The 19,272-nt window shown below is 36.1% G+C and carries 20 protein-coding genes; 1 reads left to right on the forward strand and 19 read right to left on the reverse strand.

Annotated elements, in window-relative coordinates:
* Nucleotides 1-10: 10 nt before the first annotated feature.
* The 5 genes from hisZ to BHF70_RS02540 all read right to left on the reverse strand — a co-directional run bounded on the left by hisZ (nt 11) and on the right by BHF70_RS02540 (nt 3,651).
* On the reverse strand, nt 11-1,192 hold the full coding sequence (gene hisZ, locus BHF70_RS02520; RefSeq protein WP_075758764.1) for an ATP phosphoribosyltransferase regulatory subunit: 1,182 nt from the start codon (nt 1,190-1,192) through the stop codon (nt 11-13).
* A 131-nt stretch (nt 1,193-1,323) separates the two neighbouring features.
* Nucleotides 1,324-1,713, reverse strand: coding sequence for a PH domain-containing protein (locus BHF70_RS02525; protein ID WP_075758765.1), 390 nt, complete (start codon nt 1,711-1,713; stop codon nt 1,324-1,326).
* A gap of 86 nt (nt 1,714-1,799) precedes the next feature.
* A complete protein-coding gene (locus BHF70_RS02530; RefSeq protein ID WP_075758766.1) occupies nt 1,800-2,270 on the reverse strand; it encodes a methylglyoxal synthase in 471 nt (156 codons plus the stop codon).
* The gene (locus tag BHF70_RS02535; protein WP_143249358.1) at nt 2,263-2,586 is read right to left on the reverse strand and encodes a hypothetical protein; all 324 of its coding nucleotides are present in this window, start codon (nt 2,584-2,586) and stop codon (nt 2,263-2,265) included. Before BHF70_RS02535 ends, BHF70_RS02530 begins: the two co-directional genes overlap by 8 nt.
* A 192-nt stretch (nt 2,587-2,778) precedes the next feature.
* Nucleotides 2,779-3,651 carry a methionyl aminopeptidase gene (locus BHF70_RS02540; protein WP_075760498.1) on the reverse strand — a complete coding sequence of 291 codons (873 nt, stop codon included), beginning with the start codon at nt 3,649-3,651 and terminating at the stop codon, nt 2,779-2,781.
* A 174-nt stretch (nt 3,652-3,825) separates the two neighbouring features.
* Here BHF70_RS02540 and BHF70_RS02545 point away from each other — a divergent pair, with 174 nt between their 5' ends.
* A complete protein-coding gene (locus BHF70_RS02545) occupies nt 3,826-5,571 on the forward strand; it encodes an Rqc2 family fibronectin-binding protein (protein ID WP_075758769.1) in 1,746 nt (581 codons plus the stop codon).
* A gap of 114 nt (nt 5,572-5,685) precedes the next feature.
* On the opposite strand, the gene spo0A (BHF70_RS02550) is transcribed toward BHF70_RS02545, so the two are convergent.
* From spo0A (BHF70_RS02550) to nusB, 14 genes are all read right to left on the reverse strand, one after another.
* Nucleotides 5,686-6,495 (reverse strand): sporulation transcription factor Spo0A, encoded by an 810-nt coding sequence (spo0A, locus tag BHF70_RS02550; protein ID WP_075758771.1) that lies wholly within the window; start codon nt 6,493-6,495, stop codon nt 5,686-5,688.
* Between the two features lie 59 nt (nt 6,496-6,554).
* Nucleotides 6,555-7,349, reverse strand: a complete 795-nt coding sequence (spo0A, locus tag BHF70_RS02555) for a sporulation transcription factor Spo0A (RefSeq protein ID WP_075758773.1) — start codon at nt 7,347-7,349, stop codon at nt 6,555-6,557.
* Nucleotides 7,350-7,725: 376 nt separating this feature from the next.
* Nucleotides 7,726-8,847, reverse strand: a complete 1,122-nt coding sequence (locus tag BHF70_RS02560; protein ID WP_075758774.1) for an Ldh family oxidoreductase — start codon at nt 8,845-8,847, stop codon at nt 7,726-7,728.
* 52 nt (nt 8,848-8,899) lie between these two features.
* Complete coding sequence (gene spoIVB, locus BHF70_RS02565) at nt 8,900-10,117, reverse strand: SpoIVB peptidase (protein ID WP_075758775.1); 1,218 nt, start codon at nt 10,115-10,117, stop codon at nt 8,900-8,902.
* A gap of 78 nt (nt 10,118-10,195) precedes the next feature.
* Nucleotides 10,196-11,878 carry a DNA repair protein RecN gene (gene recN / locus BHF70_RS02570; RefSeq protein ID WP_075758777.1) on the reverse strand — a complete coding sequence of 561 codons (1,683 nt, stop codon included), beginning with the start codon at nt 11,876-11,878 and terminating at the stop codon, nt 10,196-10,198.
* 15 nt (nt 11,879-11,893) lie between these two features.
* Complete coding sequence (argR, locus tag BHF70_RS02575; protein WP_075758779.1) at nt 11,894-12,352, reverse strand: arginine repressor; 459 nt, start codon at nt 12,350-12,352, stop codon at nt 11,894-11,896.
* Nucleotides 12,297-13,199 (reverse strand): NAD(+)/NADH kinase, encoded by a 903-nt coding sequence (locus BHF70_RS02580; RefSeq protein ID WP_075758780.1) that lies wholly within the window; start codon nt 13,197-13,199, stop codon nt 12,297-12,299. Before BHF70_RS02580 ends, argR begins: the two co-directional genes overlap by 56 nt.
* Nucleotides 13,200-13,201: 2 nt before the next feature.
* Nucleotides 13,202-14,020: a TlyA family RNA methyltransferase gene (locus BHF70_RS02585; protein WP_075758781.1), complete on the reverse strand. Its 819-nt coding sequence runs from the start codon at nt 14,018-14,020 to the stop codon at nt 13,202-13,204.
* Nucleotides 14,021-14,023: 3 nt separating this feature from the next.
* The gene (dxs, locus tag BHF70_RS02590) at nt 14,024-15,895 is read right to left on the reverse strand and encodes a 1-deoxy-D-xylulose-5-phosphate synthase (RefSeq protein WP_075758783.1); all 1,872 of its coding nucleotides are present in this window, start codon (nt 15,893-15,895) and stop codon (nt 14,024-14,026) included.
* A gap of 37 nt (nt 15,896-15,932) precedes the next feature.
* Nucleotides 15,933-16,826, reverse strand: coding sequence for a polyprenyl synthetase family protein (locus tag BHF70_RS02595; RefSeq protein ID WP_075758785.1), 894 nt, complete (start codon nt 16,824-16,826; stop codon nt 15,933-15,935).
* On the reverse strand, nt 16,816-17,025 hold the full coding sequence (gene xseB / locus BHF70_RS02600) for an exodeoxyribonuclease VII small subunit (RefSeq protein ID WP_075758786.1): 210 nt from the start codon (nt 17,023-17,025) through the stop codon (nt 16,816-16,818). Before xseB ends, BHF70_RS02595 begins: the two co-directional genes overlap by 11 nt.
* Nucleotides 17,026-17,219: 194 nt before the next feature.
* Nucleotides 17,220-17,594, reverse strand: coding sequence for a DUF4186 domain-containing protein (locus BHF70_RS02605; protein ID WP_075758788.1), 375 nt, complete (start codon nt 17,592-17,594; stop codon nt 17,220-17,222).
* An 11-nt stretch (nt 17,595-17,605) separates the two neighbouring features.
* Nucleotides 17,606-18,832 carry an exodeoxyribonuclease VII large subunit gene (gene xseA / locus BHF70_RS02610; protein ID WP_075758790.1) on the reverse strand — a complete coding sequence of 409 codons (1,227 nt, stop codon included), beginning with the start codon at nt 18,830-18,832 and terminating at the stop codon, nt 17,606-17,608.
* Nucleotides 18,822-19,235: a transcription antitermination factor NusB gene (gene nusB, locus BHF70_RS02615; RefSeq protein WP_075758792.1), complete on the reverse strand. Its 414-nt coding sequence runs from the start codon at nt 19,233-19,235 to the stop codon at nt 18,822-18,824. Before nusB ends, xseA begins: the two co-directional genes overlap by 11 nt.
* Nucleotides 19,236-19,272 lie beyond the last annotated feature (37 nt).

Genomic DNA, 19,272 nt, shown 5'->3' on the forward strand with positions numbered 1-19,272 from the left:
TATGTCCTTTCTAAATAAAATATAAAATTTCACCAAGATGATGATCTTTTGCAAATTTTTGATAATCATCTTTGCTGCAGGCAGTATTTTTTCTTTCTAAAATAACTGTCTTTCCCTGTTTACGAAGTTCTTTGGCTTTCAAAATTGCATCCTTTATTAAATCTTCGCTATATACAATCATCACATCTGTATGTCTTGCTTCCATAGGAATTTCCTGTCGGCTTAAAGCCATCATCAATTCATCAAGCACTATGGCAAACCCTACAGAAGGTGCCTTTTTCCCAAACTGCTCTATCAGATTATCATAGCGGCCACCTTTCAGAACGGCATCACCTGTTCCATAAGTATATCCTTTGAAAATAATCCCTGTATAGTAATTGTGGCGATTAAGCATACCAAGATCAAAACTTATATATTTTTCTTTTCCATATAATTTTAAAATTTCATAAACATTACGAAGACGTGCCAAAGCTTTTTTTGAAGTTTCATTTTCAACCATCTCTTCTGCCTGATTAAGAATCGTCACATCTCCATTTAACTCATTGAACCTTAAAAATACAGATTTTACCTTTTCAGGAATATCCAGATTCTCCACATATTCCATCAATCCAAAATAATTCTTGTTAAGAATAAAATCTCTCAATTCATTTTTTATATCTTCATCACAAATAGACTCCGTCAGCCCCTGGAAAAATTCTACTTCTCCGATTGATATACGGAAATCTTTTAATCCTGATGCCAGAAAACAATCCACTGCCATTGCAATCACTTCACTGTCAGCCTGTGCAGAGTCATCATTTACCAGCTCTGCTCCCAGCTGGCATGTTTCTTTTAATTTTAACTGATAGCTGGAATTGTTTAAGAAAACATTCCCTGCATATGAGAGACGGATTCCCATTTTCTCTTCACTAAAATATTTTGCCACGCACCTTGCAATAGAAGGCGTAACATCAGGACGCAGAACCAGAGTATTTCCTTCTCTGTCAAAAAATTTGTACATTTCCCTGGAAGAAACTGTACCTTTTTCACTGTTAAATACATCAAAGAATTCAAAACCCGGAGTACGGATATTTTCATAACCATACAAAGCAAAAACCTTGTTTAACTTCTCCTTCAGTTTAATTCTCTGTCTGCATTCTATTCCATAAACATCTCTTACACCTTCAGGTGTATGAACTCTCTTTTTGTTCATCTTCTATTTCTCCTTGATACTTTATCGAATTAAAGTGCTAATTCGCTAACACACAAAACTATCTAGTATTCTAACAAGCATTTTCTTCTTTGTCAACTATCTCTGTTTTCTAAAAGTTTTATGGTGATATCTTATAAATCTCCATCATACTCATCCAGATGACTGCTTGCACCGTACATATCTCTTCCTGTAACCCTTTTTGCTTCTCGTTCTTCTTCCACCCACTGACTCAGTGTGTCTTTTACATTTTTTGAGTCAGCAATATTTTCCAGTAAAATAACCGGACTGGATGCATCCTTTGTTGTCATTCGAATCGTACCTGTACCACAGATTTTATTTCCCAGAGTTCTTTCAAATGTTATATCCATAATACGATATAAGAGACACTCTTCTTCTTTGGTTGAAAATAATCCGGTTGTTAAATAGATTCTTCCATTTTCAATGCGGTATTTTGTAAAAGTAATAGGCCACCACAGAAAATGTTTACGATCCTCCCAGGTTTTTTTATCTTTATTCAGCATAACTTAGCCTCCTTGATTTCATTCTGTCCTTGTATTATATAAAGAAGTGCCGGAAAATGCAAAAACATTCCCCGACATAGACTTTTTTATAGCTTTGCTGCACGTTCTGCAACATTTTTTTGAAAATCCATCACCTGATGCTGGTATTCTTCATCCATATATTTTGATGTAATCAGGAAATCTGCTGTTGCTTTATTGTTTGCAATGGGAATATCATACACTTGTGCAATCCTAAGTAATGCCTTTACATCAGGATCATGAGGCTGTGCTGTTAATGGATCAGAAAAGAAGATGACAAGATCCACCTTTCCTTCCACAATCTGTGCTCCTATCTGCTGATCCCCTCCAAGAGGTCCGCTGTTATAACCTTTCACAGAAAGACCTGTTTTCATAGAAACCATTCTGGCAGTTGTCCCTGTTCCACAAAGAGAATGTTTTTGTAATATTTCTTTATGCTCTTCACACCACTGTATCAGTGAATGTTTCATTCCATCATGAGCAATTAATGCAATATGTTTCTTTTTGTCTATTTTTAATGTTATAAACTGATCACTCATAAAAAGACCTCCTAATTAAAAATATTAAATATACAGATTTTTCTCCAACCTGTGACACCATCTGAACAAGAATGGAATAAATCACAATAGCAAAACTCACCCCTGATGCATTTTTAGAGTCATTAAAAATACAAGAAGATGCAAAGCACATTCCTCCAAAAAACAACAGTAATCCTATCCATCCAACATTTAAACGTATAAATCCGTTAATATCCAATTCTCCCGGAAACATTATCTGTCCTGTAATTATTATAAGTGCTGTCACATAAAAAACAAGCAGTAAAGTAAAAAATATCAGTACAAACTGCTGGGTCATTGCAATTTTTCTTCTCTTATCAGGACCTGACAGCAGATATACCATGGAGCCTGATCCACATATTTTACAATCAGCCGATTAGTAAGAATTATGATAAATACTCCCGGAAAGTTACATTGAAAATTCCTTTTCCATTTCCATAATCTTTGGTTACACCATGAATTTCAATCAGATTCATCATACCGCTCCTTATTAATATGCCAGAATTTCATATCCATCTTCTGTTACCAGAACCTGCACCTCCCATTGAGCAGAAGGTTTTCCATCATCTGTATAAATCGTCCAGTCATCTTCATCATCCACAAAAATTTTGTCTGTCCCCATATTTACCATAGGTTCAATGGTAAATATCATTCCTGGTGCCATAACCATACCTGTTCCTTCTCTTGAAACATAACTGACATAGGGATCTTCATGAAATTCAATTCCAACACCATGTCCACCAATTTCTTTTACAACTGAATATCCGTTTTTTATTGCATGTTCATGCACTGCATGTCCCATATCGCCAAGAAGACCCCATGGTTTTACATTCTTTAAACCTATTTCTATACATTCCTTTGTGACATCTACTAGTTTCTTCTTCTCTTCTGAAACTTTTCCAATACAAAACATGCGTGAAGAATCTGAGAAATATCCATGGTAAATCGTTGATACATCAACATTTATGATATCTCCTTCTTTTAAAATGACATCCTCTGAAGGAATTCCATGGCAAACCTGTTCATTTACAGATGTACATACACTTTTTGGAAATCCTTCATAATTAAGTGGTGCAGGAATAGCTCCTCTGGATGTAGTCTGCTCATATACCCAGTCATCGATCTGCTGGGTTGAAATACCTTCCTTTATATGTTCTGCTACATAATCCAACACCGCAATATTAATTTTCCCGCTTTCACGAATTCCCTGTATCTGTTCTGGAGTTTTGATTATCTTATGAGGCGGTACAATATACCCTTCTTGCTTCATCTCCTGAATTTTTTCATCAAAATGACTATGGCATTTTTTATATTTTTTTCCACTTCCACACCAGCATGGATCATTTCTTCCTATAGTTATCATAATAATACCAAATCCTTTCATTGATTATTTTTCATTTATTTTAACACACTTTTTATCATTTTTACATTTTTTATCCATATACAACTTAAACCTTTAAATGGTTTCCCTTTATACTTTTCTTTCTATCTGTTATAATTGTGGACGAACAAAAATTCTACAATCAGGAGGTAAGTTATGGCATTTGATGGATTTGTCATTTCAAATATAGTAACCGAATTGAATCAACAGATTATCGGTGGAAGAATTTATAAAATTTATCAGCCGGAAGCTGACGAAATAACTCTAGTAATAAAGAAAGACAGAGATACAAAACGTCTGCATTTATCTGCAAGTGCTTCTCTTCCTTTAGTTTACCTGTCAAGAGAATCAAAATCGAATCCTATGCAGGCACCTAATTTCTGCATGCTTTTAAGAAAACATATCAGCAATGGCCGTATTGTATCCATTAAACAGCCGAATTTCGAAAGAATTATTGAAATTACTGTTGAGCATCTTGACGAGCTGGGAGATCTTTGCCAAAAGCGACTTGTCATCGAGATCATGGGAAAACACAGCAATATTATTTTTGTAGATCAGCAAAATATGATTTTGGACAGTATTAAACATATTTCAGCCAATATCAGCTCTGTTCGTGAAGTACTTCCCGGGAGAATATATACTTTCCCTCCTTCTAAGGGAAAAATACCCCTAAGCAGTTTAACTTATGATTATTATTATCAGAACATCCTGTCAAAACCTTTGAATCTTTGTAAAGCGCTATATACTTCAATTACCGGAATGAGCCCACTGATTGCCAATGAAATCTGTTTTCGATCCGGTCTGGATGGAAATGCTTCTACAGATTCTCTTACAGAAGATGCTATGGCCGGACTATACGGTCAACTGGTCAAACTTAATACTTTAATAGAAGATCATGCATATACGCCCAATATCATATATTCCGGAGAAGAACCAAAAGAATTCTCATGTATCTGTTTAACATCTTTTTCAGATTGTACTCAGAAGAAGTTTGATTCCATATTTGATGTTTTGATTGGATATTATGCTGAGAAAGAAAAATTCACCCGAATGAAACAGAAATCTGCAGACTTAAGAAAAATTGTTCAAACTGCATTAGAAAGAACAAGTAAAAAATATGATCTTCAGATTCGCCAGCTTAAAGATACAGAGAAGCGTGACAAATTCAAAATATATGGTGAGCTCATTCAGACATACGGATATGGTCTTGAACCTGAGGCTAAATCTCTTACATGTATGAATTACTATACAAACGAAGAGGTTACGATTCCTTTAGATCCGACGAAAACACCTTTGGATAATTCCCAAAAATATTTCGCAAAATATAATAAATTAAAGCGGACATACGAAGCACTTTCAGAACTGATTCTCGAAACAAAATCTGATATGGATCATCTGGATTCCATTATGGCATCTTTGATTCTTTCTGAGGATGAAAAAGATTTATCTATTATCAAAGATGAACTAACAGATTACGGATATATTAAAAGCCACGGAAAAAAAGGAAATAAACGTCCTGGAAAATCAAAGCCTCTTCATTATATTTCTTCTGATGGATTTCATATGTATGTTGGAAAAAATAATTATCAAAACGATGAATTAACTTTTAAATTTGCCAATGGAGGAGACTGGTGGTTCCATGCTAAAAATATGGCAGGTTCCCATGTAATCGTCCGTAAAGAACAAGCTGATACCTTACCTGATGCAACTTTCGAAGAAGCCGGTCGTCTTGCTGCATACTATTCAAAAGGCCGCCAGGCTCCAAAAGTCGAAATTGATTACATTCAGCGAAAAGAACTGAAAAAGCCTCCGAAAGCAAAACCCGGATTTGTCATTTATCATACAAATTACTCCATGATGTGCATTCCCGACATCCAGGGAATCACTGAGGCTAATTCATAAAAAACGAAACTGCTTCAATTTTCATGGAAAGACTTTTGCACTTTAGGATAACAATGTCTTTTCTAATAAAAAGGATAGAGCAACATTTTATTTGCTCTATCCTTTTTATTCGTTTTATGATGCGTGTATCTGGTAATCCAGTCTAAGCTTATCTGCTATCAGTGCGATAAATTCTGAATTTGTTGGTTTTCCCTTTCCAGCACTAATGGTATAACCAAACATTTCCTCCAGAAGTTCCACTTTTCCTCGATTCCAGGCAACTTCAATGGCATGTCGAATAGCTCTTTCAACACTGCTTGAGGTTGTCTTATACTTTTTAGCAATAGATGGATATAGAAGCTTTGTTATGTAATTCATCATATTTACGTCTTCAATAGCCATTATTATTCCTTCTCTTATATATTGATATCCTTTAATATGGGCAGGAATACCCAAATCTCTTATAATTTTAGTCACATCCTGACGAATATCATATTGATTAGAAACTATTAGTCCCTGATCTGCTTTTACCTCCATCTGTCCATATTGAATCTGCTGATTTACATAGTGCAATCTGGTAATCTGTTCGATTCGATGACGAAGTATCTCTGTTTGAAATGGTTTCATGATACAGTAATCTATATCCATATGATTAATACATTCAATAAGCTTCTGATTTCCAATACAGGTTGTCACTATAAATGATGGCATTTTTTCATTTTTTAAATCTTCTCTACATTTTTCTATTACCCCTAAACCATCGATTACCGGAAGCATAATATCTATAACCACGACATCCGGACACAATCTCCTGATGGACTCCAATGCCATTACTCCATCAAACACGGTCGCCACAACTTCAAGACTTTGAGAAAGTTCCTCTGCAAGTTTTTCTGTTTCTGTCTGATTACTATCTGCAATTAAAACCTTTAGTTTCCTATCCATATTATTTTATCCTCCTCTGGCAAAATTCACCTAACCACTCATTAATATCTATCTCTATTCTACTGATTTATCTGATTCCCATATTCCAATCTGATTTTGTCAGCAATTAATGCAATAAACTCTGAATTTGTTGGTTTTCCTTTTCCTGCATGTACTGTGTAGCCGAATAAGGCATCAATAGTATCCATCTTTCCTCTTCCCCAGGCAACTTCAATGGCATGTCGAATAGCTCTCTCAACTCTGCTGGATGTTGTTTGAAATTTTTCTGCAATCGCAGGATATAGCTGTTTGGTAATGGAATTGAGAATATCCATATCGTAAATTGCAAGCATAATGGAATCTCTTAGATACTGATAACCTTTAATATGTGCCGGGACTCCTATTTCGTGGATCATGTTGGTCACGATGATTTCCAGCTGATTTTCTGTAATTCCTTTTTGCTGCTCTCTTACAGAAACAAAAGGTTTAGAATGATTCTGCCCATTTTTTATCTGCTTGATCTTTCGTATCATCATTCTGGAATCAAATGGCTTTAAGATATAATAAGATGCCCCAAGCTCCATGGCCTCTTCACATACATTTTCCTGCCCCATAGCAGATACCATTATAATTTCAGGTTTTTTATTCACCGGCTCTTCATTTAATTTTTCCAAAACTCCTATTCCATCTAATTTTGGCATTATGATATCAAGCAATACTACATCCGGCTGTTTCTCCTTAATGATTTCTAATACATCTTCACCATTATCTGTACTTCCAACTACATTTATATCATCTTCCTGCTCTAACAGTCTGGTCATCATTTCAACCATCCTTTGATTATCATCTGCTATTGCCACGTTAATCTTTTCCATTTAAAGTCCTCCAATTCTGTTTTTATGATTAAAATAAAGATAACTTCACACAGAAAACGACGGCTTTCCATGTGACAAGATAATTATATATTTTATTTATCTTTACAAACAACCCACTATCCGTCGCAAGTTTTTGTCAAAAACCAAATGATTCAACACTTTTTGAGAACAATATTTTACAGCAAGGCAAAAATCTGTCGAATAAAGTATTTGATTGTCAAATATAGTTTTCTATACATGGTACCAAGCGGCAAGTCCGCTATCAACTCCCTATATTCCCTAATCACAAGTAACTTTTATGCGCTAGTGTAGCAGAGTCTCTCGGTATAAAATAAAGACGAAGAAGGCTCTTCGTCTTTATTCCCGAATGGATAATTTAATAAATACTGCGGTATTCTTTGTCTCCAAACTCTATACTGCCAAAATATTTTTCGAAATCCATGTTAAGATAATCACTCATCTGTTTCATTTCCTGCACAGTCTTCACATCAACAGCTACACCTTCTGTTTTTGTTCTTTCAATTGCAAGTATTTCTTTTTCACCGTGAGTATAGACTTTATCATGTCCTTCTGCCTTTGGTGTATCTCTTAACTCCTGTAAAAATCTTGAAAAATTCTCTTTGATTGCTTCAGTGTCACCAAAAACTGCTGGATTGATTGCAATAAATCCATGACAGGTTCCACCCTTTCCATTTATATGTGTATGATTTGATGTCAATCCCTGTGACAAGATAGAACAGAAAATTTCACAAATCATTCCATAACCGTAACCCTTATGGCTTCCAGTCAGCTCTTCACTTCCTCCCAGCGGCATAATTCCGCCACCAGCCTTGCTTAAAATATTACCCAGGACATCCGGTGCATCATTGGATGGATTTCCGTCTTTATCAAGTGCCCATCCATCTGGAAGTGGTTTTTCCGCTTTTCGATACATTTCCAGCTTTCCTCTGGTTACAACTGTTGTTGACGCATCAAAGAAAAACGGATATGGATCTGCCGGCATTGCAATAGCTATAGGATTACTTCCCAGCATAGCTTTTCTTGCAAAAGTCGGAACCATAATAGCCTCTGAGTTTGTAAATGACATACCAATTAATCCCTGATCACATGCCATCTTTGCATAATATCCTGCAATTCCATAATGATTGGAATTACGGACACTGACAATTGCCATTCCTGTTGTTTTTGCTTTTTCAATTGCGATTTTCATTGCTTTATTACCGATTAGCTGCCCCATACCATCATGTCCATCAATAACTGCTGATACCGGAGTTTCAAATACCACTTCTGGTTTTGCATCAACTTTAATCAGACCATTTTCAATTCCTTTGTGATATCTTGATAATCTCTGCATTCCGTGAGACTCAATTCCATAAATATCAGACATTAATAAAACATCTGTAATGATTTTACTTTCATCCATTGAAAATCCAAATTTCAAAAATGCCTCATTACAAAAATCTTCCAGTACTTTTACATCAAACTTTAAGTGTGCCATTAAACATCTCCTCTCTTGTGATAGAAATGATTAAATTATACAATAAAGAAGATTATTCTACAAGATTATCCAGCATATTTTCGATAAAAATTCCATATCCTCTAGCTGGTTCATTAACAAAAACATGTGTTATGGCTCCAATCAATTTCCCATTCTGGATAATCGGCGAACCAGACATTCCCTGAACAATTCCATTGGTAAGTTTTAAAAGCTTTTCATCTGTAATCTCTATTTCCATTCCTTTTGTTCCCTGATTTTCAGCATGATTAATTTTTCGAATCATTATTTCATATTTTTCTTTTGTTCCACTTATGTCTGAAATAATATAGGCTTTTCCCTTTTTTATATCCTGTTTGTAACCTATAGGATATTCTTTACTTTTTGTATCTGCTAAACTTCCATAAATTCCCTCATCCGTATTCTTTTCAATAGAACCTATCACATTTTCCTCTTTATAATATAATGTTCCAACTATTTCACCCGGTGACCCGGATTTTCCCTTAACAATCGTGTCAATCTGAGGTTCTAGAAGTAAACCGCCTTTAATATCCATTAATTCTCCTGTATCCATATCGCAGATACCATGTCCCAAACCTCCAAAACTGCTTTTCTGAGTGTAAGTCAGTGTTCCTATACCCTGGGTATTATCCCGGACCCACACTCCTATTTTATATTGATGATCTGTTGATGCCATGACTGGTTTCACTTTAATTCTAATTTTTTTATTTTTTCTCCTGACCATCAACGTTATCTCATTGCCTTCACATTCATTTATCATTTTCATAAATTCAACTTTAGTCTGTACTGTCTTTCCATTGAGAGTAAGAATGTAATCACCTTTATAAAGCTTGTTGTTTCCCGGAGAATGATTTGCTCCATCAATTCCTGTAAATGAATCAGTTTCCAGTACAAGTAACCCTTTTGTTTCTACATATATTCCAATTACTTTTCCGCTTGGAGTTACTTTTTTAGTCGAGGAGACATAAACATGAATTTTTTTCAAAGGGATTTTTCCAAACAAACTTGCCTGCATTTCATAATGTCCTGTTTTTTCTTCTTCTACAACAAAAGGCTCATTAAGTTTAATTGTCTGCCTGTTGACTGTTGCTGTTGCAGGAACATCATATTGTAAACAAGTCTTGGTTCCACGGTGAATATGAATAACCGAAGGAATCTGATTCTTACAATATTTAAAATATGCTGCTGCAATTACGATCAGATTTACAAAAAAAAGCAAAACCAGTATTTTACGATAATAATATTTCCGCATAAATTTACCTCCTAAAAAAGGACGTATCTTCTTTTGTGATACATCCTTTTTATTATGTGTAAATTATCATATTAAAAATCAGTATAATTTTGCGTCATTTGCTAAACTTTTCATTTCCTGTGCGTTATTTAATGATGTTGCTGTACGCTCATTACCACTGATCATTCTGGAAATTTCTTCAAGAGACTCCTGCTCTTTCAGCTCTCTTATAACTGTTGTTGTTTTATTTTGATCTGAATGCTTTTCAATAAAATAATGACTGTCTGCCATTGCTGCAATCTGAGGCAAATGCGTGATTGCAATCACTTGATGATTTCTTGAAATAACTGCCATTTTTTTTGCCACACGATTTGCTGTTTCTCCGCTGATTCCTGTATCTATTTCATCAAAAATCAACGTTCCAACATTATCAACCTGGGCAAGGACAGATTTCATAGCCAGCATTATTCTCGACAATTCTCCTCCTGAAGCAACCTCTTGAACCGGACGAAGAGGAAGTCCTGGATTTGTAGAAATCATAAAGCAGATTTTATTTATACCTTCTGGTGTTATCTGCGCTTCTTCAGTGACCTGAATCTCAAAAACAACAGATAAAAAATTCAAATCTTCTAAAGCATCCGTTATATCCTTTTGTAGCTTTTTAGCAATTGTTTTTCTTGCCAAAGACAATCTCAATGCTTCTGCATTATAGGCTTCTTCTGCTTTATGTCTCTTTCTCTTCAGTTCCTCTATTCTATTTTCTGCATCCTGAAGAACCTCAAGACGCTCCATTGCATTATTCTCATATTGTAAAACAGCATCTATAGTTGAACCATATTTATCTTTTAATCCGTTAATAATGTTCAATCGTTCCTCTGTTTCAAAATACGTCTGTTCATCAAACTCCATCTGGTCCATATATCCTGTAATCTCCTGATGAAATCCGCTTAACAAATCTTCTATCTGGAGCAGTTGTTCATAATATCCCATGACCTCTTTATCAAGATGACTGACTTCCTGAAGCTTTCGAATACTTTCCGTTAACTGATTTCCTATGGATATATCTTCCTCGTAACCAGTCAAGCGTGCTGCAACATCACAAGAGGCTGCGATTTCCCTGCTATGAACCATTTTCCGATAAATCTGTTCTAATTCTTCATCCTCACCTTTTACCAGATTAACTCCCTGAATTTCATGAATTTCATGCTCAAGAAAACCAATTTCCCTTAGTCTCTGTTGATCATCCATTGCTAATTCATCTATTTCTCTGGAAATATCAGAAATTTTTTTATAAAACTTTTTACAATTATCTAAAGCCTGTTTTTCTTTTGTTCCCAGAAAATGATCCAGCATTGCCAAATGATTTTTTTCTTTCAAAAGAGTCTGATGTTCCTGCTGCCCATGAAGATCAAACAAACGATGTGATACTTCCCTTAATGTATTTAACGTTACGGTACTATCATTAATCTTATTTATACTTCTTTTTTCGTTTATTACCCTTTTTATAAAAATCTGTCCTTCTTCAACCGTCAGATCAAAACTTTCAATTTCATGAATAATTTTCTGATCATCGGTCCAAAATAACAATTCAATGACAGCTTCTTTTGAACCAGGACGAATCATATCCTTTGATACTTTTTTACCTAACGCACTCTCTATGGAACCAATTAAAATTGACTTTCCTGCTCCAGTTTCTCCTGTAAGGATATTCAGATGTTCATTGAAAGAAATCTCAACCTCATCAATTAAAGCCAGATTTTTAACATGTAAATACTGTAACATAAATTGCCTTTCTGTTTATTCTTCTGTATTCTTTGTCCATTGTTTTATTTCTGCAATAGCTGATTTTCCAATATTTTTATCTTTCATAACACACATAATAGTATCATCCCCGGCAATCGTCCCAACCATTCCAGTAATCTCTAAAGAATCCAATGCTGCCGCAGATGCCATAGCCATACCGGAAACAGTCTTTACCACCAGCATATTTTCAGCAAGTTCCATTGATATGATTGCTTCTGACAATATCCTCTGATACCTCTTAGCAGTCTTATCATTCTGATTAATCAAACTATAAGTCTGTTTCCCATTAGCTGCTGGACGTTTTGTCAGCTGCAGCTCTCTTATGTCTCTTGAAATAGTAGCCTGTGTTGTTTTAAATCCCAGATGGTTCAGCCTTGAGAGCAATTCTTCCTGTGTTTCAATCGGATATTTCTGTATTAATTCTATGATTGCATCCTGCCTCTTCTTCTTCATTGCTTCCCCCAACTTTCATTCTTAGCGTTTTATAAAAACTATCTCCTTCTAACTTGATTACCTTGGCAATCTTATAGGAAGTTTTTACTTTCAATACATCTCCTGGATGAAGTTTCTGGGCAACCTGCCCATCAAACGTAACATATGCTTCCTCCAGCTGACTTTCACTGACATTTTCTATATAAATCTCAATCTCATCCTGCTGTGAAAGAACAATACTTTTGGCACTCATTGTGTGTGGACATATTGGAGTTAATAAAATTACACTGGCACTTGGATTTACCACTGGTCCCCCCGCAGATAGATTATACCCTGTAGACCCGGTTGGAGTAGAAATAATAACTCCATCTGCAGGATATATATCCAAAAGTTTCCCATTAACTATGATGCGATAAGAAATAATCCTGGAAAACCCGCTTCTAGAAATAACAACATCATTTAATGCAGAATGATGATAGGTTAATTCATTGTTGTGAATAACTCCTCCATCCAGCATCATTCGCTGCTCAATGATGAAATTATCATGTAAGAGGCAGTCCAGTCCCTGATATAATTTTTCCAGTTCAATTTCTGTTAAAAAACCAAGAGTCCCCAGATTCACTCCAACCATCGGTAAATCGTGTTTCACAACAAGCCGGGCTGCATGGAGCATGGTACCATCACCACCTAGAACGATCACGCACTCTGTATCCTTTGTTATACATCCAATATTCTCCTGAATATCCCTGTTAAAATCACACATCCGATAGCTTGTGCCACCTGATTTCCCAATATATTCCTGAATACTCTTTGAAATTCTAAGCCCTGGATCTTTCTTTTCATTGGTTAAAATTAAAAAATTCTTCATGTCTATTCCTTGTTTTTAGCTAAATCCTGATGAGATGCTTCTACCACTTTCATAATCTGTTTCTCAAGATCGTGTGCATTTTCCATAGTTTCTGTTTTCTGCATATGAAGCAGATACTCAATATTTCCTTCTGGTCCTTTGATTGGAGAATAATCCAGGTGTAATAGTTTAAACCCGTTAGAAGAAGCGTAACTGCATATTTTTTCAATCACTTCTTCATGAACTTTAGGATCCCTTACAACTCCTTTTTTTCCTACCTTTTCTCTGCCTGCTTCAAACTGGGGTTTGATCAGCGCAACAACCTGTCCTCCGTTTTCCAGAATACGATATACTGCAGGCAGAATTTTGGTCAAAGAAATAAAAGATACATCAATGGATACAAAAGAAGCCAGTTCATCTATATCCTCCTCGGTCACATATCTCATATTGGTTCGTTCCATGCATACTACACGCTCATCGTTTCTAAGACTCCAGTCAAGTTGCCCATGTCCAACATCCACCGAATAAACTTTTACAGCTCCATTTAACAGCATGCAATGTGTAAATCCTCCAGTAGATGCCCCTACATCCATACACACTTTACCTTCCAATTGAATATCAAAGTTCTTCATTGCCTTTTCAAGTTTTAATCCGCCTCTGCTGACATATTTCAATGTCTTACCCTTTATTACAATTTCCTTACTCTCATCAAAAGTAGAGCCTGCTTTATCTTCTCTTTGCCCATCCACAAAAACAATCCCAGACATAATAATCGCTTTTGCTTTCTCTCTGGATGTGGCCAGTCCTTTTTTTACTAATAATACATCTAAACGTTCTTTCATTTCCTATTCCTTTATCCATTTTTCTATGGATGATGCAATGTTTTCTCCATCAATCCCTAGCATATGACGAAGTTCTTTTACTGAACCATGTTCAACAAACTGATCTTTAATTCCAATATTTCTTATCTTACCAGAATATCCCTTCTGATACAAATATTGCATAACCATTGCACCAAATCCACCATTTAACATGCCTTCTTCCACCGTCACGATTAAAGAGTACTTTTCTGCCAGCTGATCCAGCAGGGTTTCATCCATTGGTTTTACAAACCTTGGATTCACCAAACCAACATCAAGTCCTTTTTCTCTCAGTATTTTTTCAGCTTTATCAGTTTCTGAAATCATGTTTCCAACACTGATAATAACAGCATCTTTTCCATCTTTCAAAATCTGACCTTTTCCATATGTGATTTCATCAAAAGAATCCTCATATAAATGTTCAGCCTCTCCACGGGAATATTTGATTGCTGTTGGTCCTTTTGCTTCTTTTAATGCTTTTAACAGCATCTCTCTTAATTCTTTTCCGTTGATCGGAGCCATAATTGTCATATTAGGAATCAGTGACAGATAAGGAATATCAAATACTCCCTGATGTGTTTCTCCATCTGCCCCAACCAGTCCGGAACGATCCAGTCCAAAAATCACTGGATAATTTCCCAATGCTGTATCATGAAGGACCTGATCAAATCCCCTCTGTAAAAATGTTGAATATACAGCAAACACTGGTTTTAAGCCATTTGCTGCCATCCCGGCACAAAATGTTACCGCATGTTCTTCTGCAATCCCCACATCAAAAAAACGCTCTGGAAATATATCTGCAAATTTCTGGAGACCTGTCCCATCCGGCATGGCTGCTGTCACTGCTGTAATCATATCATCTTCCCTGGCAGCCTCTACTAATGTATCAGAAAAAATATCTGTATTGGATGGTCCACTGTTTTTGGATAATACCTCTCCGGTCTTTAAAGAAAAGGAACTAATTCCATGGAATTTTGCCGGATTTTCCTCTGCCAGACGATATCCCTTTCCTTTTTTTGTTACCACATGAATAATAATTGGTTCAGGTAGTCGTTTTGCTCTCTGAAGAATCTCCACCAGTAATGGTATATTATGTCCATCGATAGGACCGGTATAAGTTAATCCCATATCTTCAAAAAACATTCCTGGAACAAACAACTGTTTAATAGAATCTTTTGCTTTTTTCAAAAATAATGTTACAGGTTTTCCAATTCCCGGAACCTTTAACAATGATTGTTCCAGATTTCCTTTAAATTCCACATACCCCTGCTGAGTACGAACTCTGTCAAGATATGCTGACATTCCTCCTACATTCTCAGCAATGGACATTTTGTTATCATTCAAGATAATAATCAGATTTTTCTTTTCTCTTCTAAGCCGTGACATATTATTCAACGCTTCATATGCCATTCCTCCGGACAGGGCACCATCACCGATCACAGCTACAATGGTCTCATCTGTATGATGGGCATCTCGTGCTGCTGCAAGTCCCAAAGCTGCCGATAAAGACATGGAACTATGTCCACTATGAAAAGCATCACAATTACTTTCTTTTCTTTTGGGGAATCCGCTCATTCCATGGAATTGTCTTAAATGACTGAATCCGTCTTTTCTTCCTGTTAATATTTTATGCACATAAGACTGATGTCCCACATCAAAAATCAGCTGGTCTTTAGGAAAATCCAGTACAAGATGTAAAGCCATGGTAAGCTCAACGATACCAAGATTTGATGCCAGATGTCCCCCTGTCTTACTGACATTTTGAAGTAAAAATCGTCTGATTTCTTTTGCCAGTATTCTATAGTCATCCGGATTTATATTTTTTATATCATTTGGCTGATTAATTTTCTCTAACATCCTAACTCCTCCCCAGATCTCCGGGTATTTTATTCTTTTAGTATGTGCGGTTGATCAGGTATTCAACCAGTTGTGTCAGATATCCGTTCTCTTCATCATAATTTTTTAAAATATCAACCGCTTTCATGGAAATATCTTTGACGTCTTTCTTTGACTGTTCCAATCCTTTCAAAGTTACATAGGTCACCTTGTGATTTTTTTCATCACTTCCTACTGGTTTCCCAATTTCTTTTTCATCTCCAATCAAATCCAGAATATCATCCTGAATCTGAAATGCCAGACCAATGAATTCCCCACAAAGCTCCATCTGTGCTACAGCATCTGCTTTAGCTCCTGCAAGAATGGCCCCGATCATCATACAAGTCTCAATGAGCGCAGAAGTTTTATTTTTATGAATGAAGAGGATCTGATCCATGGTAAGCGGTGTACCTTCCAGTTCCACATCGGCAACCTGCCCGCCGATCATTCCATATATCCCCGGTTTGGAAGATAAAATCTTTACGGCATCAATCACACGAAATACTTCATCACCTTCTGCCATATCAAATGCTTTCGCTGCTGTTTCATAGGCATAATTTAACAAGGCATCTCCTGCAAGAATGGCCATATCTTCTCCGTATACAATATGACAGGTTTTTTGTCCTCTACGGTAATCATCATTATCCAAAGCAGGAAGATCATCGTGAATCAGAGAATATGTATGAATCATCTCAATAGCTGCCATAAAAGGCTCAATGATTTTACTTTCTCCACCAAACATATGATACGTTTCTTCCATAAGCATTGGACGAAGCCTTTTTCCACCTGCTTTCACTGTAGTATTCATTGCTGTCAGCACAGTCTGTTGCAGTCCTTCCGGCTGTGGAAGATACTGATCTAAAATCTGCTCAATATGACAGACTCTTTCTTTCATTCCTTCTTTAAAGCTCATGTTCCTCTCCGTTTTCATCTAATATGATTAATTCTTTTTCTACCTTATCTAATGAATCTTTGCATTTTTTTACGACTGTAACACCTTCTGAGTATAATTTTACTGCATCAGAAAGCTTAATCTCATCGCTTCCAAGCTTTTCTATAATCTGATCCAGTTGTTCAAATCCCTGATCTATATTAAATTCTTTCTTTGCCATAAGATTCTCCTTATTTTTCTAATAATTATATTCCGTTTTATTATAGCATAGAAAAAAGCAGATACAACAATTTAAAATTATATCTGCCAATTCTTTTTTCTTACCATCGCCATCTTTATCTATGGAGGCATCTAAATTTCTAAGCTACAAAAAAGTCAAAAAAATAAGTATGCAATCATCAGATTTTATATTTCCTACATACTTACTCTTTTCATTTCTTTATCAATCCATTGCATAATTACATCCACAATATATTCCTGCTGCCTTGGAGTCAGTTCTCTTCCTGAACGGATCTTATGCCATTTCTGAAGACATCCACGGCAGCAAGTTGCCGTCGCATGCTGAGCAATAAAAACAGGATGACCACGCATAGGAGTCTGCTTCCCATCATTTGGGAGATTTGCTGGCGCAAGTCTCTGACTGACAAAATCCTCTGCGTGATTTCGAATCTTCTCCATACCTTTTTCCTTGATATATTGCTTCTCTTTCTCTTTTAAATGGAAACGGCTGCGGAATGATGACCTGGAAAGCCTTTCCCACAGCTGTTTCATCCACTGTTCTTCTGTCATTGTCTTCCTTCTTATAAAGAGATTTCTTCCATTTGATATGGTATTATATCTTCTACCACTGTTTTTATCAAACCATCAGATACCGTTACCGAGATATGATCTCCCTTTTTTACTTTTTCAGATGAAGTCAAAGGAATTCCTTCTTCATCCTCCAGGTATCCAAATCCATTGATCAGCTTTGCTGTAGGAGATGCCCCGTGGAGACGTCCTGCATATAATTCCAGCTGATGCTTATACCAGGTCATCGTTTCTTTCATTCTGATTGTAAGCTTTTCTTCCAGCTCTGCCAGCCGCATTTTCTGCTCCTGTAGTTGAAATTTAGGATCATATCCGGCAATTATTAACTGATATTGCTTTAATTTTAACTGATATCGCCGCAATACCTGTTTTAATAAGGTGTCTAACGTATAGGCACGATTCTGGATTCCATCGACAATTTCCCTGATATCCGGTACTGCCAGTTCACAGGCTGCCGTTGGTGTGGCTGCCCTTAAATCTGCCGCATAATCTGCAATAGTAGTGTCCACTTCATGACCTGTTCCAGAAATGATCGGTGTTTTCGCTTCATAAATGGCTCTGGCGACTATTTCCTCATTAAATGCCCATAAATCTTCGATGGAGCCACCGCCTCGACCAATGATAATGGTATCAACATTTAACCGGTCCAACGCCTTTATTCCCTTTACAATGGTTTGGGCTGCTCCATCCCCCTGAACTTTTGCCGGGTATAAAATCAGCTGAACATAAGGATTCCTTCTTTTCGCTGTACTGATGATATCATGAATGGCTGCTCCTGTTTTTGCCGTTACAATTCCAATTCTTTTGGGATTTGAAGGAATCGGCTTTTTTATTTCATGGTCAAACAATCCTTCTTCATACAATTTTTGTTTTAATTGTTCATAAATAATATATAACTCCCCAATTCCGTCCAGACGGATTTCATCTGCATACAGCTGATAACTTCCATTACGTTCATACACACTGATATTTCCACTGACAATCACTTCCTGTCCATCTTCCATATCAAATTTCAGTCCCTGAAATCTGGAATTGGCAAACATTACGCAGGATATCTGACTTCCCTCATCTTTTAAGGAAAAGTAAATATGTCCTGACGAATGATATTTACAGTTGGACACCTGACCTTTTATAGAAATTTTTCTTAAAGCATAATCGCTTTGAAACATTCTCTTTATATAAGAATTAATTTGTGTGACAGAGAAAACTCTACTCTTCATCTTCCTTCGTTCCGACCCTTCCAAGGATTCCATTGATAAAAGGAGCTGCCTTTTCATTACAATACTTTTTAGCCAGCTCAACAGCTTCATTGATTGCGACTTTCTGAGGAACATCCTCATCCATAATTATTTCATAGACTGCCAGACGTAAAATTGATAATTCTGCTTTTCCTAATCTGGACAAATTCCATGCCTTTGCATGTTTCCCAATTTCCTGATCAATAGCATCCAGATGCGCTATTAAATCTAAAACCTTATCATATATTTCATTCTGATTTTTTTTATTTATATTTGCATGCCCCTGAAAATATAAATCTACCTGGTCTTTAAATTCATCGATTTCACAAAATTCTACTGAGAACAGAATTCTGAAAATATGTTCTCTTACTTCACTTCTTGTCATTTGATTTCCTTTCTACGATACAAAGACGGAACTGAAC

Source organism: Anaerostipes sp. 494a (genome assembly GCF_001940315.1).
GTDB lineage: Bacteria > Bacillota > Clostridia > Lachnospirales > Lachnospiraceae > Anaerostipes > Anaerostipes faecalis.

Excerpts from the sequence above, each read along its gene's own strand:
- hisZ (WP_075758764.1), bottom strand. The coding sequence starts at position 1,192 with ATGAACAAAAAGAGAGTTCATACACCTGAAGGTGTAAGAGATGTTTAT.
- BHF70_RS02525 (WP_075758765.1), bottom strand. The coding sequence starts at position 1,713 with ATGCTGAATAAAGATAAAAAAACCTGGGAGGATCGTAAACATTTTCTG.
- BHF70_RS02530 (WP_075758766.1), bottom strand. The coding sequence starts at position 2,270 with ATGAGTGATCAGTTTATAACATTAAAAATAGACAAAAAGAAACATATT.
- BHF70_RS02535 (WP_143249358.1), bottom strand. The coding sequence starts at position 2,586 with ATGACCCAGCAGTTTGTACTGATATTTTTTACTTTACTGCTTGTTTTT.
- BHF70_RS02540 (WP_075760498.1), bottom strand. The coding sequence starts at position 3,651 with ATGATAACTATAGGAAGAAATGATCCATGCTGGTGTGGAAGTGGAAAA.
- BHF70_RS02545 (WP_075758769.1), top strand. The coding sequence starts at position 3,826 with ATGGCATTTGATGGATTTGTCATTTCAAATATAGTAACCGAATTGAAT.
- spo0A (WP_075758771.1), bottom strand. The coding sequence starts at position 6,495 with ATGGATAGGAAACTAAAGGTTTTAATTGCAGATAGTAATCAGACAGAA.
- spo0A (WP_075758773.1), bottom strand. The coding sequence starts at position 7,349 with ATGGAAAAGATTAACGTGGCAATAGCAGATGATAATCAAAGGATGGTT.
- BHF70_RS02560 (WP_075758774.1), bottom strand. The coding sequence starts at position 8,847 with ATGGCACACTTAAAGTTTGATGTAAAAGTACTGGAAGATTTTTGTAAT.
- spoIVB (WP_075758775.1), bottom strand. The coding sequence starts at position 10,117 with ATGCGGAAATATTATTATCGTAAAATACTGGTTTTGCTTTTTTTTGTA.
- recN (WP_075758777.1), bottom strand. The coding sequence starts at position 11,878 with ATGTTACAGTATTTACATGTTAAAAATCTGGCTTTAATTGATGAGGTT.
- argR (WP_075758779.1), bottom strand. The coding sequence starts at position 12,352 with ATGAAGAAGAAGAGGCAGGATGCAATCATAGAATTAATACAGAAATAT.
- BHF70_RS02580 (WP_075758780.1), bottom strand. The coding sequence starts at position 13,199 with ATGAAGAATTTTTTAATTTTAACCAATGAAAAGAAAGATCCAGGGCTT.
- BHF70_RS02585 (WP_075758781.1), bottom strand. The coding sequence starts at position 14,020 with ATGAAAGAACGTTTAGATGTATTATTAGTAAAAAAAGGACTGGCCACA.
- dxs (WP_075758783.1), bottom strand. The coding sequence starts at position 15,895 with ATGTTAGAGAAAATTAATCAGCCAAATGATATAAAAAATATAAATCCG.
- BHF70_RS02595 (WP_075758785.1), bottom strand. The coding sequence starts at position 16,826 with ATGAGCTTTAAAGAAGGAATGAAAGAAAGAGTCTGTCATATTGAGCAG.
- xseB (WP_075758786.1), bottom strand. The coding sequence starts at position 17,025 with ATGGCAAAGAAAGAATTTAATATAGATCAGGGATTTGAACAACTGGAT.
- BHF70_RS02605 (WP_075758788.1), bottom strand. The coding sequence starts at position 17,594 with ATGACAGAAGAACAGTGGATGAAACAGCTGTGGGAAAGGCTTTCCAGG.
- xseA (WP_075758790.1), bottom strand. The coding sequence starts at position 18,832 with ATGAAGAGTAGAGTTTTCTCTGTCACACAAATTAATTCTTATATAAAG.
- nusB (WP_075758792.1), bottom strand. The coding sequence starts at position 19,235 with ATGACAAGAAGTGAAGTAAGAGAACATATTTTCAGAATTCTGTTCTCA.